The organism is Snodgrassella sp. B3088 (assembly GCF_026535815.1).
Taxonomy (GTDB): domain Bacteria; phylum Pseudomonadota; class Gammaproteobacteria; order Burkholderiales; family Neisseriaceae; genus Snodgrassella; species Snodgrassella alvi_E.
Genome location: NZ_JAFNPG010000009.1, coordinates 37,046 through 53,250, shown reverse-complemented (window position 1 = coordinate 53,250; position 16,205 = coordinate 37,046). Strand labels below are relative to the sequence as shown.

The following is a 16,205-nucleotide window of genomic DNA, read 5'->3' as shown; positions in this document are numbered from 1 at the left end:
AGGGCTAATAAATGCTATTATGGGGTAAATTTTAATAATTAATTGTTTATCTTGCAGAGCTTGCTGCTATGTGAATTGGGTGGTTTGTTCTTTTGCAAATGGAATGTCAAGTTGCAGGTGATGTTCAGGATGGAAGCGGTTTGTGGCTGAGATGTATGTGGGGCGGTTTGCGCCCAGTCCGACTGGTTTATTGCATATTGGTTCACTGCTGACGGCTGTGGCTTCGTATCTGGATGCACGCAGCCGGCAGGGACGTTGGCTGGTGCGTATGGAAGATTTGGATCCGCCGCGGGAAATGCCCGGTGCGGCTGCTTCTATTTTGTCGACACTGGAGGCATTTTCGCTGTACTGGGATGGTGAGGTGGTGTATCAGAGCCGCCGCCATCATTTGTATGCGGCGGCATTGGATGCCTTGCGTGCACAGAATAGAGTCTATCCTTGTTTTTGTAGTCGTAAGACGGTGCAGGCTGAAGCACGGGGTATGGGTGTGGATGGCGTAATTTATGGTGGTAGATGTGCATTAAATGATGCAGCGATATCTGCAGTTGCGCATAAGCCTCCGGCATGGCGTTTACGCACAGATACAGCCATTATCGGTTTTCAGGATGCGGTACAGGGCTGGCAGCAGCAGTGTCTGGCTAGTGATACGGGCGATTTTATTTTGCTGCGTGCGGATGGCTGCTGGGCTTATCAGCTGGCGGTGGTGGTCGATGATGCAGCACAGGGTGTAAATCATGTGGTGCGTGGTCAGGATTTGCTGGTGTCGACGCCACGGCAGATTTATGTACAGCAGTTGTTAGGTCTTGCTCAGCCTGAGTATGCTCATTTGCCGTTGTTAACAAATACGCAGGGTCAGAAGTGGTCGAAGCAGACGCGGGCACCGGCACTGGATTTGCGTCGACGTGAGGATTTGTTACGGCAGGTTTTGCTTTATCTGGGGCTGCCGCTGGCGCCGCAAGTGGATAGTTTGGCGGATTTGCTGGAATGGGCGGTATTGCATTGGCGGCTAGAGCGTGTACGGCCACACGCTATTGTGGCTGAATAGTTTTAGGTAAGGGATTTTAGATTAAAGGGAGAAGCAGGTTGGCTACACCAAATGTTCAAGCATTTTCTGCGCGTTTTTATCTGCGTATGTGGCAAAAGCGCCAGCGTCGGTCTTTCCGGCTGGCATGGGTGCTGATGCTGACGGCAGCGGTATTAATTATTGTGCAAAGTGCTTTATTGGCCAATCTGTTTGCATTGTGGCTGGGTGGTGAGAATGTGATGGCGGCTCTCCGCCAGTTTCTGCCTTATTTGCTGGTGTGTTGGTTGCTGCGACCGTTGCTGAATTATTTTAAAGATCGGATGGTGGCGCAAGCCAGTGCGTCTATCCGTATGCAGCTACGCAGCCAGTTGTTAAGCGCTTTGGCTTTTCTGGGGCCGGAACGCAGCCAATATGGCAGTGATGGCGCGCTGTCTTCCTTGGTGTTGGAGCAGGTGGATGCGCTAGATGGTTATTTTAGCCATTATGTGCTGCAACAGCAGTTGGCAGCACTGATGCCATTGCTGATTGCGGCGGCAACCTGTTTTTACAGTCCGTTTGCAGCGGCTTTATTGTTGCTGACAGCACCATTGGTGCCGGTGTTTATGATTCTGCTAGGGCAGGCTGCTGCGCGAAAAAATCGGGCGCAATTGTCTGCGCTTGCAGCATTGAGCGGTCGGTTTCTGGATTTATTGCGTGGTCTGCCGACGTTACGTCGGCTGGGAGCACAGCAGATTGCGCAGCAGGCAATTGATTCGGCTGCTCATTCTTACCGCAAGCGTACTATGGCGGTGCTGCGTCTGGCATTTCTGTCTACGGCGGTGTTGGAGTTGTTTGCTTCCTTGGCGATTGCACTGGTGGCGGTGTATCTGGGATTGGGGCTACTGGGTGTGTTGCCGTGGGCAAATGGTCAGGTGCCGGTACCTTATCAGGGGGCGTTGTTTATTTTGCTGCTGGCTCCTGAATTTTATGCGCCGCTGCGCCAGTTAGGTGCGAATTATCATGATAAGGCCAAAGCGGAAGCGGCAACAGAAGCATTAATCCCTTTGTTTGAAGTTACTGAAACGGTGACAGCGTCCACTGCAGAGGTGGATTTTGTATTGCAGAGTCCGCCGGAGCTGCGAGGTGAATATCTGGTGGTTTACGGGCGAGATAAGCGGGTGAGGTTGCCTCAGTTTAGTTTTAGTGTACAGGCTGGCGAGCGGGTGCTGCTGCGGGGCGCCAGTGGTAGTGGTAAGTCGAGTCTGTTGCAGGCTTTGCTTGGATTTGCCCCTTACTCCGGTATTTTACGGATTAATCAATATGATTATGTCGATTTGAATCTGCCACTACTCAGACAATCGGTGGCTTATCTGGCGCAGTCGCCGCCGATTTTGGCATTGTCGATTGCTGATAATTTGCGGCTGGCTAATGCCAGTGCTTCAGATGAGCAGTTGCGTGAAGTGTTGCAGCAGGTGGGGTTGTGGGTGCTGGTACAGAGGCTGCCGGCTCAGTTAAATACTCTATTGGGTGAGCGAGGCAAGGGATTGTCAGGTGGACAGTTGCAACGTCTGGCGCTGGCACAGATGTTGCTGCGCAATTCCCCTTTTTGGCTGTTGGATGAGCCGACTGCACATTTGGATGCGCAAACAGCAGAAGAAATTATGCGGTTACTGGACAGACTCAGCTACGGCAAGACGGTGTTGCTAGTGAGCCATGATGTGAGTTATGCAGGTTGGACAGACCGAGAAATAATGCTGTCTTCTGAGCAGGAGCGGGTGCGATGAAACGTTATGATTTGTTGTGGTCGGGGCAGGAGCTAAAGTTATCGGGTCTTTTACGCAGCCGGCAGGGTGCGTGGATTCTGGCATGGTTTCTAGGGCAGGCTACGGCAATTGCTGGTATTGCTCTGCTGGCTTTGTCCGGCTGGTTTATTACGGCCGCAGGGCTAGCAGGAATGGTGAGTCTGGCTACGGCTTATACCTTTAATTATTTTACGCCAGCAGGAGTTATCCGCTTGCTGGCTATTTTACGTACGGCTGGACGCTATGGCGAGCGTCTGGGTTCGCACGATGCGGTACTGGGATTGCTGGCTGATTTGCGTAGTGGTCTGTTTGCGCGGTTGGCCGCTGCCAGACAGCAGCAAGTGAGCTCGCTTCAGCAGATGCATCGGTTATTAAGTGATATTGAACTCTTGAATAATTGGCCGCTGAATGTGGTGTTGCCATGGTTGTGGGCATTTATGTTGTTGCTGGGTATTCTTGGTTTAACTCTGGTTGTAGCCGGTGGCGGGCTAACGCTAGCTCTGAGTATTCCTTTGGTTCTGGCAACACTGGTAATTCCGGCACTGGCTGCTGGCTACGGGCAGAATTGGGGTCGGCGGCAAGCGATGCAGGCTGAAACGCGGCGAACTGCTTTACTGCAACCACTGGAGGCGCTAACCGCATTATTGCAATGGCAGCAATGGCCACGTTTTGCGACTGCTTTTTTTGCTAAGGATGGGAATTATGTTGGCGCGCAGCTAAGTCAGCAGAGGCTGGCGGGTAAAGTGGTGCTGCTACAGCAGTTGTGTCTCGCAGCAGCGGCAGCGGTGCTATTGTGGCAGGGTAGTGCTTTGTTGAGTACGGGAAAGTTGTCTGTGGCGATGTTGCTAGCTTTGCTGCTGGCAATATTCGGCTTTGCTGAGCTGGTATTGGTGCTGGGAATGAATGTGATGACTTTTGGTTTGTGTCGCGCCGCCTGTACCCGTCTCAATGCGATTGTGCCCAGCGGTGTGCCGGTGTCTGAACCAAAAAAAGATTTACCTCTGCAACTGCATTTGCAGGCAAGAAATTTGTGTGCGCGCTGGCCGCAGGCACTGAATGGTGCTGAGCATATTAGTTTCGATGTGAAAAACGGGGATATTTTATTGTTGCAAGGTGCCTCCGGTGCCGGTAAGTCTACTTTACTGGCGGTGCTGGCCGGAGAGCTGGAGGCAAATGATGGTGAGCTAAGCTGTAATGGTAGGCCGTTTGCGCATTGGCAATGGACAAGGCAGGTGGGATATCTGGCACAGCAGCTAGATATTTTTGATTTAACGCTGGCAGAGAATCTGCGGCTGGGCAAAGCGGACGCGACTAATGAAGAGCTATGGGCGGTGCTGGCCAGTGTGGGGCTGATGGTGTGGGCTGAGCATCAGCCTAAGCAGCTGGATACGCCGCTGGGAGAATACGGTGCCGCAGTTTCAGGCGGGCAGGCGCGACGGATTGCACTGGCTCGATTGTTGCTGCGCCCTTATGTGCTGCTGATTCTGGATGAACCTTTTGCAGGTATGGATGAAGATACGCAGTTTGCACTGGCTGCAATGCTTCAGCAACATCAGCAGCATGGCATTTTGGTTGTGGCCAGTCATCAAGCTAATCCATGGCCACAAGCACAGGTTTTGCAAGTGGGCACGAGTTAAGCGGTATGTCTTTGTTGCAGTATGCGTATTGATACAGCCACATTGTGGCTGTTTTTATTTTGAAAAGAAACACGTTGTTTGATTTAAATCAAGTTAATGCTGTGCAGATAATAAAAATTGATAAATCCATTGTTTTATAATTTATACTTATATGTGTATGAATTTTTTAAGTTGTAGAGTAAGTATTTTTTAATTATGTGTGATATCTTTTCGGTAATTTATAATCAAACTTTACAATTTTAAATTTATTCTAATTATAAGTATTTGAAAAATTTTATGTTAAGTTTCATATTCTCGATTTGAATAGTATTATTTTATCTATGTAATTGGAATATATGTGCTATTCGGGCTGTGATTTTACTGAATAAAATTTAATTAATTAAAACAAGGAACAAGGCTATGGATTTGGTGGAGCTGTCTCGGCTGCAGTTTGCTCTAGTCGCGCTTTATCATTTTTTGTTTGTGCCGCTCACAATTGGGATGACATGGATTCTGGTCATTATGGAATCAGTATATGTCCTGACCGGCAAGCAAATTTATAAGGATATGACGCGTTTCTGGGGTAAATTATTCGGTATCAATTTTGCACTTGGGGTGACTACCGGTATTACCATGGAATTCCAGTTTGGTACTAACTGGTCTTATTACTCACATTATGTGGGTGATATTTTTGGTGCCCCTCTGGCAATTGAAGGTCTGATGGCTTTCTTTCTTGAATCTACGTTTGTAGGTTTGTTCTTTTTTGCTTGGGATCGCTTGAGTCGTCCTGGCCATCTGCTGGTTACGGTGCTGATGGCGCTGGGTACCAATTTGTCTGCATTGTGGATTTTGGTAGCCAATGGTTGGATGCAGGATCCGGTGGGTGCGCATTTCAATTTTGAATCTATGCGCATGGAAATGACCAGCTTTTCGGAAATCTTTCTGAACGAGGTGGCGCAAAATAAATTCGTGCATACAGTTTCCGCCGGTTATGTGACTGGTGCAATTTTCGTGATGGCGATTTCTGCCTGGTATATGTTGAAGCGTCAGGATGTGGAATTTGCTAAGAAAAGTTTCCGTATCGCGGTGGGTTTTGGTGTGGCTTCGATTTTGTCGGTGATAGTGCTTGGTGATGAATCCGGCTATACGGTTGGTAAATCACAGCAAACCAAAATGGCTGCGCTAGAAGCCATGTGGGAAACAGAACCGGCGCCAGCTTCTTTTAATTTGATTGCTCTGCCCAATGAAGATGCGATGAAAAATGATTTTACAGTCCGGATTCCATGGGCAATGGGCTTGATTGGTACGCGCTCGTTGGATAAGCAAATTCCGGGAATTAAGGAAATCATTGTTGACAACATTGAGCGTATCCGTAACGGACGTGAAGCAGTAATTGCACTGGAAGCATTGCGTAAAAATCGTTCTGACGAGCTGGCTAAAGAAAACCTGAAAAAATATGGTGATGATTTAGGCTTTGGTTTACTGCTGAAATCATATGTACCAGATGTGCGGCAGGCTACTGAAGCTGATATTGCACATGCGGCGCGGGAAACTATTCCGCGTGTGGCTCCGATGTTCTGGAGTTTCCGCATTATGGTGCTGTGCGGATTTCTGATGCTGTTATTGATGGCAGTGGCATTTTATGCTTCGGTTAAAAATAATTTTGCAGAAAAGCGCTGGTTGCTGAAATGGACGTTCTGGAGTCTGCCTCTGCCATGGCTTGCTTGTGAAGCAGGATGGTTTGTGGCCGAATATGGTCGCCAGCCGTGGACGGTATACGGCGTGCTGCCCACTAATCTGTCTGTATCTTCGTTAACTGCCGCCAATCTATGGGGTTCTATTTTCGGCTTTGTGACTTTGTACACGATACTGCTGATTGTGGAAGTTTATCTGATGGTACGGTTTTCGCGTCAGGGACCGGGCTCGCTGGGCACGGGTCGCTATGCCAATGAAGCAGAGCATTAGGAGTTGAGCATGGAATTCTTGGATTATCCGGTATTGAAATTCATCTGGTGGTTACTGCTGGGCGTGCTGCTGATCGGCTTTGCCATAATGGATGGGCAAGACATGGGGGTTGGCGCTTTGCTGCCGTTTGTGGGCAGAAACGATAATGAGCGCCGTGTGATTATTAATACGGTAGGCCCGCATTGGGATGGCAATCAAGTATGGTTTATTACTGGAGGTGGCGCGATTTTTGCTGCTTGGCCTTATGCATATGCTACTGCTTTTTCCGGTTTTTACTGGGCGATGATGGCAGTATTATGGGCGCTGTTTTTCCGGCCGGTGGGGTTTGATTACCGCAGTAAAATTAATAATCCGCTATGGCGCTCCAGCTGGGACTGGTTATTGTTTGTTGGCAGTTTTGTACCGCCGCTGATTTTTGGTGTTGCATTCGGCAATCTGCTTTTAGGGGTGCCATTTCATTTTGATGATGATTTGCGTTCTTTCTACACCGGTAGTTTTTGGGGATTGCTAAATCCATTTAGTCTGTTGTGCGGTGTGGTTTCAGCAGCAATGATTATTTTCCACGGTGCCATTTATCTGGCTTTACGTACGGAAGATGTGGTGAAAAAACGTGCGCTGCAAGCAAGTACCATCGCGCTAATAGTGGTAGTGGTGACCTTTTCGTTGGCTGGTCTGTGGATTAATTTGGGTATCAAGGGCTACAGCATGGTAGCCGGTAGCTATCTACCAGCCGCCGCACCCGACCCACTCCATAAACAGGTGGTCACCGCCACGGGTGCGTGGATGCAAAACTATCAGCAATATCCGCTGTTGCTGGTGATTCCGGTGTTGGCTTATCTGGGCTTTATTCTGGCTTGGCTGCTGGCCAAAAATGGTAAAGCATTCGCAGCGTTTTGGTCGTCTGCACTGGGTCTAGCTGGAGTGATTGCTACTGCTGGTGTGGCTATGTTTCCATTTATCATGCCATCCAATACCGATTTGCGTTCGAGTTTAACAGTATGGGATGCTAGCTCCAGTGAATTTACTTTGAAAGTTATGCTGGTGGCTGCGGTTATCTTTGTGCCGATTGTGCTGTTTTATACCAGCTGGTGCTACCGTGTGATGCGCGGTAAGGTAACCAGTGAGCATATCCGCCGCAACGATCACAGCGCATATTGATAACGTAGTACCTGCCGGTACGCACCGGCAGGTCTGGCTAAACAGACGGGAGTATATTATGTGGTATTTTGCTTGGTGTTTAGGCATTGGTTTTGCCATATTGCTGGGTGTAGTGAATGCATTATGGGGCGAATATCAGCAGGATAGAGATTCTTTAGAGCAGAGCTCATCAGAATCGTAAGAAAATATATGCAGAATCAGGCTGAGTGGAATAAGCTCAGCTAATCTGAACAGTTCCTTTGGTTTGCTGTATACCTATGTAACGGGTATACAGCTTTTTTTATTGCTTACGGCGTATACTCATTGAGTGGTGCAAGTATCTATACAGTTGCTACTTTTGCGGTAGATGTGGGGTGAAGAGATTAATTTTTCTGGAAATTTTTGCATTTTTATATTATTATGTTTGATGGATATTCTTTTCGGAAAGGACTCCGATGAATAAATTGATACGTAATGGCTTGATGTTTTCTGTTTCCATGCTGCTGGCTATGAGCGCTGGCGCTAAGGATATTAAAATTGACGGCAACAATACTTCCTATGCACCGGAAGAAGTGCAGAAGCTGGCCAGCACCGCTGTAAAAATGGGTGTGAAAGAGCCTCTGAATATGAATTTGGCCGCTGGAAATCTGACAGTATCTGGCGCCAGCAGTACTAAATGTGTGATTAAAGTAGGCACAGGACAGACACCGCAGATTGCTGGTATCAGTTGCAAATAAGCTGCTGATTAAAGCTTTTCCTGTAAAGAATGAAAAACAGGCCAATCGTTGGGATTGGCCTGTTTTTTACTGGCAATTTGACTCAGGGCGATGGTATAAGCGATTGATGCTCGATCGGTGTTGGGTCACCTAGTAGTAATGTGGTTTGTTATCCACACGGGTGGAAGATATACTGTGGTTATCTGGCAGCAATACAGTATTTGGGTGTCTGATATATGATCAGTGAAACAGATTTTATGATTGAATAAATTAAGGGGAATGATATGTGGTTAGGTACGGCAGCAATAAATCTAGCTCTGGCGGTAATGCTCGGTGCATTTGGTGCACATGGTTTAAAGCAGATGGCCAGTGCACAGCAGCTTGAATGGTGGCATACAGCCACACAGTATTTTTTTTGGCATGCACTGGGATTGCTGATGCTCGGTGTGCTGGCCAGAACTGTACCGGCTTTTGCCGTTAAAATCCCATTCTGGCTGTTGCAGCTGGGGCTAATTATTTTTTGTGGCTCATTGTATCTGATGGCTTTAGGTTTACCACGCTGGCTGGGTGCTATAACACCAGTAGGTGGGGTAACAATGATTATTGGCTGGTTAACGCTAGCTTGGATGGCGTTTAAGCAGTCTTAGCGGCAATTTTGCCAGACAGGAGGTGTGGTATGCGCAGTACGGTTTACGTCATAATGTTGGCTTGGTTGGTGGCTGCTTTTCTGAGTGCCTGTCATCGAGTTACAGCAAAAGCGGCAAAAGGTTTGGTGCCCCAAGCACAGGCTGTTACTACCGTTCCTTATCAAGAGGCAAGACACTATTTTATTAAAAATACGGTCAACCGGCCGGTACCAAGGCATATCAATACTGCGTCAGAGTTTTCAAGTTATTTTGCTATGGCTGCAACTATGGGACCTAATGGTCAGCCAACACCGATTGATTTTAACACTCACGATGTTCTGGTTTATGATGCTGGAATTGTGCAGCGGCAGCTTGATATCACCCCTATGGCACTCAGTCGCACGCGGGATAAACTGATATTAGATATACGTATCCACAAGGGTACCGCGCTTGATTATCAGATGCATCCGTTTGTATTATTGATTGTGCCAAAAAATTTGCCTCAGCAGGTGGATTTTAATATCCAAAAATAAATATTTGTTTGAGTTGGGTATTGATGTGTTCTAAAGATGGTATAGATGAAGTGTAAGAAAAGCAGTCTGAATAACAGACTGCTTTTTTTAATAAAGAAAATCTATTCTTGACCAACTACCACCAGTTTGTGGTTTACGAATTCTTTAATGCCCAGATCGCTCAGTTCGCGGCCGAAACCGGAGCGTTTTACTCCGCCGAATGGCAGCTCAGCCACTGAATCTCCAAAGCGGTTGATGAACACCATACCGGTTTCGATACGTGAAGCCAGTTTTTTAGCGCGTTCGATGTCTTTCGAAAACACGGTACCGCCCAGCCCAAAATTAGAATCATTGGCCAGAGCGATGGCTTCATCATCATTTTTCACCACATACAGCTGCGCTACCGGACCAAAAAATTCTTCAAAATAAGCTGGATTGTCGCGGCTGATATCAGTAATCAGGGTAGGGGTAAAGAAGTTACCTTCAGCTGGCTGATTGCCGCATAATACTTTGGCGCCATGGCTGATAGCTGCATCAAGTTGTTTCTGCAAGTCCTCTTTGCCCTTGCGAGATGATAGCGGTGCGAGTGTGGTATGTTCATCTAGTGGATCTCCCATTACCACATTGGCAAAATCTTCTTTGACAATTCGGATAAACTCTTCGGCCACTTGTTCATGCACGATAAATCGTTTTGCGGCGATACATACTTGTCCGGCATTGAACAGGCGGCCACCAACGGCCGTATGTGCTGCTGCTGCCACGTCTGCATCTTCAGTCACGACAAAGACATCATTGCCACCCAGCTCCATGGTGGCTTTTTTCAATTTGCTGCCAGCCTGTCCGGCTACTATGCTGCCGGCACCTTCAGAACCGGTGAGCGCCACGCCTTGTACGCGCTTGTCGCTAATAATAGTGGCAATCTGCTGTGTGTTAACAAACAAATTGGTATAGGCGCCTGCTGGTGCATTGGCTTCATGCAGCAAATCTTCCATCAGTTGTGCACATTGCGGCACATTGCTTGCATGTTTGGCGACCACTGGATTGCCAACAGCCATTGCTGGTGCAATCACACGAATCAATTGATATATTGGAAAATTCCATGGTTCAATCGCCAGAATAATTCCGATGGGATGATGTTCTACCCAGCCTTTACCTAGCTTACTTGGATAAGCTACTGGTTTGAGTAATTCGGCTGCCTGTTCGGCATAATACTGCACGATTTCAATGCAGTTAACCACTTCATTTCGACTTTCGGCCAGACGTTTACCCATATCCTGAGTAATGATTCGAGCAATTTTTTCTTGATGCAGCGTCATCACATCTGCTAGACGCCGTAAAAGAGCCTGTCTGTCACTTATGTTTTGTGGCTGCGACCACGCAGACTGATACAGCGCATAGGCCTGAGTGAGGATGTTTTCTACTTCAGCGTCTGTGTGATTGTTGAAAGTTTTAGTCAGTTCGTTGGTGAACGGATTGAGAGATTGATATGCCATGTGTAGCTACTCCCTATAGATATACTATTAAGAATGTTTTGTCTGTAAATATATAAGACAAGAGAAACGTGCCGTCTGGTAATTACCAGTGCGGCTTTAATGTGATAAGGAATAGAAATAAGATGCCGAGAATCATTGTACGGCAGCGGTAAATATTTTGTAAAGTGAGGTTTAGACTTTACAGCCACACAATAAACCGTACCAGCATCGGGCCGACCAGCACCATAAATAAACCAGCTAATATCATGGTGAGACTGGCAACCACCCCTTCATCGGCATTGCGTTGAATGGCGCGTGAGGTACCGAAGCCATGAGCGGCGTTACCAAAAGCGGCACCATTAGCAAGATGCAGGCGGCTGCGGCTGAAAGCCAGAGTGATGTCACCAAACAGCATGCCGGCTAATCCAGTAATGATGGTAAATACCGATACCAGTGCGGCCGAACCATGGATTTTATCTGCCAGCTCAATCGCAAACGGCGTGGAAACTGACCGTGCCATCAGGCTATAAGTAACTTCATGATTAAAATGAAACAAACGAGCCATAAGATAAGCACTGCCGACACCAACAGACATGCCAACAATAATGGCCGCCAAGAGTATTGGTAGCTGCCGCTTCATGACCTCGCGATATTGGTAAATGGGGATGGCAAAAGCCACTGTGGCCGGGCCGAGCAGGCCAGATATATAACGTGTGTATTGATTGTAATCGGCGTAGCTAATGTTTAGCCACTGCATCACCGCAATGGTGATGACACTAAATGTAATAGCAGGGGATAACAGCATAATGGGTTTGGCGCGATAACATTTTTTGGCCAATGCATACAGCACGATGGTCCAGATAAAGCAGCCGGCAGCAATGATATTCATATAGGTTTTCTAAGCAGGAAAAATGATTATTGGTTTTTTAGATATGGCGGCGCTTAATCCAGGCACGTCGCAAGCGGTAACAGTATTTCAGCGTCAGAGCTGTACTACTCATCACCAGAAAGGTGCCGCTGACGATACTTACAATCAATTGCCAGCCTTCAGCCATAAAAAGTGCTTTATATTGCACCACCGCAATCAGAATAGGCATGAAGTACAGCATCAGCTCTCCAAGTAGCGCCTGTGCTCCACTGGATACCCACGACAGCTTGATTATTTTTAGTTGTAAAAGGACTAACAGCAGAAATAAACCGATTACACCAGCGGATAGAGGAATATGCGTAACTTTTTCAATACCGAGTCCAGCTACCCAGAACAATATAATCACGCCGATCTGACTGCAGATACGCAAGCAGTTAGCCGGACAAAGGTGTAAGATATTCATATTGGCTTTCCTGATGCCATTAATTCAGGCGCTAAATTATAGTAAGCCTTATTAGGCATAATATGAATTATAAGTTTTTTATTATTCTTTTTCTGAATAATTATGATTGATATAAAAGCACTTCAGTGCTGGGTGGCTTTGGTTCAGAATCATAGCTTTTCCGCCACCGCAGAAAAACTGGCTTTATCGCAGCCCAGCGTAAGCAAAATAATACATACATTAGAAAATGAACTAAATGTAGCATTACTTTATAAAGGTGAAAACGGCCGCAAACGACTGGTACAGCCTACCGAAATTGGTCAGCGTGTCTATGATCGTTCGCAGCAGATACTGAATCAGGTCAATCTTTTGCAACAGGAAGTTGCGGATTACCGCAAATTAAAATCCGGTACCTTGCGCATTGGTATGTCCCTGCTTGGGAGCCGTCTGCTTACGCCGGTTTTCTTCCGTTTTCACCAGCAATGTCCAGATATTGAGCTGGCGTTTATCGAATCCGGTACCCGCGATATCGAAGCTGCTTTGCTGGATAACCGGCTGGATGCCGGTCAGTTGCTGCTACCGGTAAGCGATGAATTTAACCACATTCCCTTGTGCGATTACCCGCTGATGGTATTGTTTCCACGAAAAAGGCTGGCTAATATTCCCGAATCGATATCGCTGCGCAGCTTGCGTGATGAATCTTTTATTCTGTTTAGCCGAGGTTTTGCTCTATATGAGCGCATTGTCAATGCCTGCCGCGATCAGGGCTTTGAACCGAATGTTGTTTGCTGTACCAGCCAGTGGGAGCTATTGCGAGATATGGTAGAGAAAGAAATAGGTATTGCTTTACTGCCACGCTATTACACTGATGATTTTGATAGCAAGGTGTTTGCAGCCGTCCCACTCACAGACCCTACAATCAACTGGCGTTTATCTATGGCGTGGCCACGCCATAAAAAGCTGACGCCGGCACTTAAAGCGTGGCTAAATGTGGTGCGACAAGAATTCGCACAATAACAATTTCTACAATTAATGTTTATTAATATTAGTCTGATAAGAAAACGTTACAGAAAGACTGCATCCTCTCGTCTTGAGCATAAATAGCGCATTAGTAAAAAGCCAGTAAAAGAAATATATACTGTATGCAGCCATACCGATAAGTGAAAACCTGAGTTACATATAAGGCTAAAAGTTTTGCACTGAGCTGAATATTTACTACCAGAAGCAGTAGCGGTAAGAGCAGTGTGCGTATCATGCTATGATTTAAAAGACGAAGCCGAAATAATAGTAGCTATTCTAAATGCAATCAGTGTAAGAAATGCTGGAAGAGTAGGAATGGCCACTTTTATATGGCCATGCACAGAGCAGGCTGTCAATATCAAATCTTTAACACCTTCATCTACTGAATACATGTATCCTATTAGGGTATGTATCGTATTGTGTACGTTTCTGCTTCGAAAAAACAGATAGATTGATTTTTAAGTTTTTAATTAAAACTTAAGTGCAAATTTAATATAAATATATATCAGAATATAAATATTAAGTTTAAAATAAATTTGAGGTATAAATTATTAAAACCTCAGAAAATAATATTTAAATTACTTATGGAGATAAAATGATATGTCTGCAAATAAAAAAACGTCTTCAGCAATAGCATCCAATGCAGCTAAGACTTTAAAAAAACCTGATGCTTCCAAAATTCAAAAGGAGCTTGCCGCTTCTGCTTTGGCTCAATCCAGTACCAATAAACAAACCGGAAAGAAAATAGAAACCATTGCATCGAAGGCTTTAAAAAGTTCAAAATATAACGAAGAAACCAAATCTTTAGCCGGCTCGGTATTAAGCCAATCAAATAGCAAAAATTAAAGAAATCCGAGTGGATAGACTAAACCGACAATTACATTAAAACCAGTAAACCTAGGCTGGTTTACTGGTTGCAGAGCCGGAATCTAAATGTGCTGTACTGTTTAGTGTTCCTGATACAAATGATCCTGCATAATTTTTTCATACACCGCATCTGGTACATAGCGACGTATCATCGCCTGCCAGTTCTGCGGACCTACCATACCTTTTACCATGGTTGACGAGACTTCGGCATACTCTCGCGGTGGCATCAGAAAAACTGTAGAAATATCCGGCTGTAAATCATGATTGATATGGCGCATCGAACGCTCATATTCATAATCCGAAGCAGTACGGATACCGCGTACGATGAAATCGGCGCCAATACTACGGGCATAATTAACCAAATACTGATTCTGAAAACTGGAAATTTTCACATTAGGAAAATTGGCGGTAATGGCACGCAACATATCCTTACGCTCTTCTATGGTGTAGGTAGTTGCTTTTTCAGGATTCACGCCAATCGCAACCACTAGCTCATCAAACAACGGCTGGGCTTCGCGAATCATCCATAAATGGCCATTTGTCGGCGGATCAAAACTGCCGGCATATACAGCACGGCGGACATTCGAATTAGTCATTAGTGTGTGTTCCAAGCAGCTTTCTGGGTTATTTCATTGAATTAAATGCGACAGATTGCTGGATATTCATAATTTAATTGTAAACCGGTGGTGTTTTTTTTCAATGCCGGCAAAAACAAAGCTGCGCAGCTTAATCAGTTATGTGTGTCTTGTCAAAGCCTGCACCTTGCCAAGGTAACTGCAGCACCGTCACGCTTAAAAGCGTAAATAATGGTTAATGAGTGCATGCAGGTTCAGGTTTGGGAGCAGACTTATATATTTAATCATCAGATATATTGATGAGAATGGTTTTCATCCTTTACAATCTTAATCTTTTGCCGCTGGTATATTAAAAAGGGCAAAAACACTTAAGTGTGATACGGATAATGAAGCAAATGAAAAAAAAATGGGTGAAAAGGGTAGTATGGCTATTGGTTTTGTTGCTGCTAGCGGCAATCCTGTGGAACCTATTTTTCAAACCCAAAAATCAGATGAATTTTGTGACTGATGAAGTACGTCGCAGTGATATTACCCAGACAGTGAATGCGACCGGTGAAATTGCCGCGGCTCAACTGGTGGATGTGGGTGCACAAGCTTCAGGACAGATTAAAAAGTTGTATGTCAAACTGGGACAGCAGGTGAAAAAAGGCGACCTGATTGCCGATATTGATTCCACCACCCAGATGAATACCCTGAATACCAATAAAGCCAAGCTGGATACTTATCGTGCCCAGTTGGTATCGGCGGAAATCGCATTAAAAATGAAGCAGCGTGCATTTGCACGTGAGCAAGCCTTAATCGGACAAGATGCAACTTCCAAAGCGGATTTTGATAATGCACAGGATAATCTGGCTGCTGCCCGAGCCAATGTGGCAGAGCTGAAATCTCAGATTCGCCAAACTCAGATTGCTATCAATACCTCAGAAGCAGATTTGGGCTATACCCGCATTACCGCGCCGATGGCCGGCACCGTGGTTTCCATTCCGGTGGAAGAAGGACAGACCGTCAACTCTAGCCAGAACACACCAACTATCGTCCAGTTAGCTGACTTAAGCAAAATGCTGAATAAAATGCAGATTGCTGAAGGTGACATGAGCAAGGTGAAGGCAGGAATGAATCTGACATTCACCACGCTGGCCGATAACAGCAAAATGCGTCAGGCTAAATTGGATGCCGTAGACCCTGGTCTGACTACTATGTCACAGGGTAGCTACAACACCAGTACCGATACCACCGATACTGCTATCTATTACTATGCCCGTGCACTGGTACCGAATGATGACGGTGCTCTGCATATTGGCATGACTACACAGAACAATATTTTTGTAAAAGCCGTGAGAAATGTACTCACTGTTTCCAATCAGGCCATCAAGCATCGTCGCGGCAAAAAAGTTGTTCAGGTACTCGATGATAACCAGCAGGTACAGGAAAGACAGATTCACACCGGCATCACTGATGGTATGCGGACCGAAGTGAAATCGGGGCTGAAAGAAGGTGAAAAGGTCGTATTATCCTCTTTGAGCAAAGCTGAAGCTAAAGATGGTGTCAGCATCGAACCGAAAAAGCGCGGCCCGAGAATGTAAG

At 46.1% G+C, this 16,205-nt stretch carries 16 protein-coding genes; 12 read left to right on the top strand and 4 right to left on the bottom strand.

Features of this window, described 5'->3' with window-relative positions; all coding sequences use genetic code 11:
* Positions 1-151: 151 nt before the first annotated feature.
* From gluQRS to J3U75_RS06980, 9 genes are all read left to right on the top strand, one after another.
* Positions 152-1,045, top strand: a complete 894-nt coding sequence (gene gluQRS / locus J3U75_RS07020; protein ID WP_267391499.1) for a tRNA glutamyl-Q(34) synthetase GluQRS — start codon at positions 152-154, stop codon at positions 1,043-1,045.
* A gap of 38 nt (positions 1,046-1,083) precedes the next feature.
* The gene (gene cydD, locus J3U75_RS07015; RefSeq protein WP_267391229.1) at positions 1,084-2,787 is read left to right on the top strand and encodes a thiol reductant ABC exporter subunit CydD; all 1,704 of its coding nucleotides are present in this window, start codon (positions 1,084-1,086) and stop codon (positions 2,785-2,787) included.
* Positions 2,784-4,442: an amino acid ABC transporter ATP-binding/permease protein gene (locus tag J3U75_RS07010; protein ID WP_267391228.1), complete on the top strand. Its 1,659-nt coding sequence runs from the start codon at positions 2,784-2,786 to the stop codon at positions 4,440-4,442. Before cydD ends, J3U75_RS07010 begins: the two co-directional genes overlap by 4 nt.
* A gap of 399 nt (positions 4,443-4,841) precedes the next feature.
* Entirely contained in the window at positions 4,842-6,386 is a 1,545-nt protein-coding gene (locus J3U75_RS07005) for a cytochrome ubiquinol oxidase subunit I (protein ID WP_267391227.1), read from the top strand.
* Between the two features lie 9 nt (positions 6,387-6,395).
* Complete coding sequence (cydB, locus tag J3U75_RS07000; protein ID WP_100152306.1) at positions 6,396-7,544, top strand: cytochrome d ubiquinol oxidase subunit II; 1,149 nt, start codon at positions 6,396-6,398, stop codon at positions 7,542-7,544.
* A gap of 58 nt (positions 7,545-7,602) precedes the next feature.
* Complete coding sequence (gene cydX, locus J3U75_RS06995) at positions 7,603-7,725, top strand: cytochrome bd-I oxidase subunit CydX (RefSeq protein WP_267391225.1); 123 nt, start codon at positions 7,603-7,605, stop codon at positions 7,723-7,725.
* A 253-nt stretch (positions 7,726-7,978) separates the two neighbouring features.
* Positions 7,979-8,260 (top strand): hypothetical protein, encoded by a 282-nt coding sequence (locus tag J3U75_RS06990; protein WP_100139828.1) that lies wholly within the window; start codon positions 7,979-7,981, stop codon positions 8,258-8,260.
* Positions 8,261-8,523: 263 nt separating this feature from the next.
* Positions 8,524-8,886: a DUF423 domain-containing protein gene (locus J3U75_RS06985; RefSeq protein WP_267391224.1), complete on the top strand. Its 363-nt coding sequence runs from the start codon at positions 8,524-8,526 to the stop codon at positions 8,884-8,886.
* A gap of 29 nt (positions 8,887-8,915) precedes the next feature.
* Positions 8,916-9,398, top strand: coding sequence for a hypothetical protein (locus tag J3U75_RS06980; protein ID WP_267391223.1), 483 nt, complete (start codon positions 8,916-8,918; stop codon positions 9,396-9,398).
* Positions 9,399-9,499: 101 nt separating this feature from the next.
* On the opposite strand, the gene J3U75_RS06975 is transcribed toward J3U75_RS06980, so the two are convergent.
* The 3 genes from J3U75_RS06975 to J3U75_RS06965 all read right to left on the bottom strand — a co-directional run bounded on the left by J3U75_RS06975 (position 9,500) and on the right by J3U75_RS06965 (position 12,180).
* Positions 9,500-10,870, bottom strand: a complete 1,371-nt coding sequence (locus J3U75_RS06975) for an NAD-dependent succinate-semialdehyde dehydrogenase (RefSeq protein WP_267391222.1) — start codon at positions 10,868-10,870, stop codon at positions 9,500-9,502.
* Positions 10,871-11,048: 178 nt separating this feature from the next.
* Entirely contained in the window at positions 11,049-11,738 is a 690-nt protein-coding gene (locus J3U75_RS06970; protein WP_100139832.1) for an LrgB family protein, read from the bottom strand.
* A gap of 37 nt (positions 11,739-11,775) precedes the next feature.
* Positions 11,776-12,180: a CidA/LrgA family protein gene (locus J3U75_RS06965; protein WP_100156343.1), complete on the bottom strand. Its 405-nt coding sequence runs from the start codon at positions 12,178-12,180 to the stop codon at positions 11,776-11,778.
* Between the two features lie 102 nt (positions 12,181-12,282).
* Here J3U75_RS06965 and J3U75_RS06960 point away from each other — a divergent pair, with 102 nt between their 5' ends.
* Together J3U75_RS06960 and J3U75_RS06955 are read left to right on the top strand one after the other, a co-directional pair.
* The gene (locus J3U75_RS06960) at positions 12,283-13,176 is read left to right on the top strand and encodes a LysR substrate-binding domain-containing protein (RefSeq protein ID WP_267391221.1); all 894 of its coding nucleotides are present in this window, start codon (positions 12,283-12,285) and stop codon (positions 13,174-13,176) included.
* A 603-nt stretch (positions 13,177-13,779) separates the two neighbouring features.
* Positions 13,780-14,025 carry a hypothetical protein gene (locus tag J3U75_RS06955; RefSeq protein ID WP_267391220.1) on the top strand — a complete coding sequence of 82 codons (246 nt, stop codon included), beginning with the start codon at positions 13,780-13,782 and terminating at the stop codon, positions 14,023-14,025.
* 101 nt (positions 14,026-14,126) lie between these two features.
* Here the strand turns inward: J3U75_RS06955 and coaD are convergent, their stop codons facing one another.
* Positions 14,127-14,642, bottom strand: coding sequence for a pantetheine-phosphate adenylyltransferase (coaD, locus tag J3U75_RS06950; RefSeq protein ID WP_100139835.1), 516 nt, complete (start codon positions 14,640-14,642; stop codon positions 14,127-14,129).
* Between the two features lie 365 nt (positions 14,643-15,007).
* Here coaD and J3U75_RS06945 point away from each other — a divergent pair, with 365 nt between their 5' ends.
* On the top strand, positions 15,008-16,204 hold the full coding sequence (locus J3U75_RS06945) for an efflux RND transporter periplasmic adaptor subunit (RefSeq protein ID WP_373880601.1): 1,197 nt from the start codon (positions 15,008-15,010) through the stop codon (positions 16,202-16,204).
* Position 16,205 lies beyond the last annotated feature (1 nt).

Bases quoted from the DNA above. Each gene is read 5' to 3' on its own strand.
- gluQRS (WP_267391499.1), top strand. From the start codon at position 152: ATGTATGTGGGGCGGTTTGCGCCCAGTCCGACTGGTTTATTGCATATT.
- J3U75_RS07010 (WP_267391228.1), top strand. From the start codon at position 2,784: ATGAAACGTTATGATTTGTTGTGGTCGGGGCAGGAGCTAAAGTTATCG.
- J3U75_RS07005 (WP_267391227.1), top strand. From the start codon at position 4,842: ATGGATTTGGTGGAGCTGTCTCGGCTGCAGTTTGCTCTAGTCGCGCTT.
- cydB (WP_100152306.1), top strand. From the start codon at position 6,396: ATGGAATTCTTGGATTATCCGGTATTGAAATTCATCTGGTGGTTACTG.
- cydX (WP_267391225.1), top strand. From the start codon at position 7,603: ATGTGGTATTTTGCTTGGTGTTTAGGCATTGGTTTTGCCATATTGCTG.
- J3U75_RS06990 (WP_100139828.1), top strand. From the start codon at position 7,979: ATGAATAAATTGATACGTAATGGCTTGATGTTTTCTGTTTCCATGCTG.
- J3U75_RS06985 (WP_267391224.1), top strand. From the start codon at position 8,524: ATGTGGTTAGGTACGGCAGCAATAAATCTAGCTCTGGCGGTAATGCTC.
- J3U75_RS06980 (WP_267391223.1), top strand. From the start codon at position 8,916: ATGCGCAGTACGGTTTACGTCATAATGTTGGCTTGGTTGGTGGCTGCT.
- J3U75_RS06975 (WP_267391222.1), bottom strand. From the start codon at position 10,870: ATGGCATATCAATCTCTCAATCCGTTCACCAACGAACTGACTAAAACT.
- J3U75_RS06970 (WP_100139832.1), bottom strand. From the start codon at position 11,738: ATGAATATCATTGCTGCCGGCTGCTTTATCTGGACCATCGTGCTGTAT.
- J3U75_RS06965 (WP_100156343.1), bottom strand. From the start codon at position 12,180: ATGAATATCTTACACCTTTGTCCGGCTAACTGCTTGCGTATCTGCAGT.
- J3U75_RS06960 (WP_267391221.1), top strand. From the start codon at position 12,283: ATGATTGATATAAAAGCACTTCAGTGCTGGGTGGCTTTGGTTCAGAAT.
- J3U75_RS06955 (WP_267391220.1), top strand. From the start codon at position 13,780: ATGTCTGCAAATAAAAAAACGTCTTCAGCAATAGCATCCAATGCAGCT.
- coaD (WP_100139835.1), bottom strand. From the start codon at position 14,642: ATGACTAATTCGAATGTCCGCCGTGCTGTATATGCCGGCAGTTTTGAT.
- J3U75_RS06945 (WP_373880601.1), top strand. From the start codon at position 15,008: ATGAAGCAAATGAAAAAAAAATGGGTGAAAAGGGTAGTATGGCTATTG.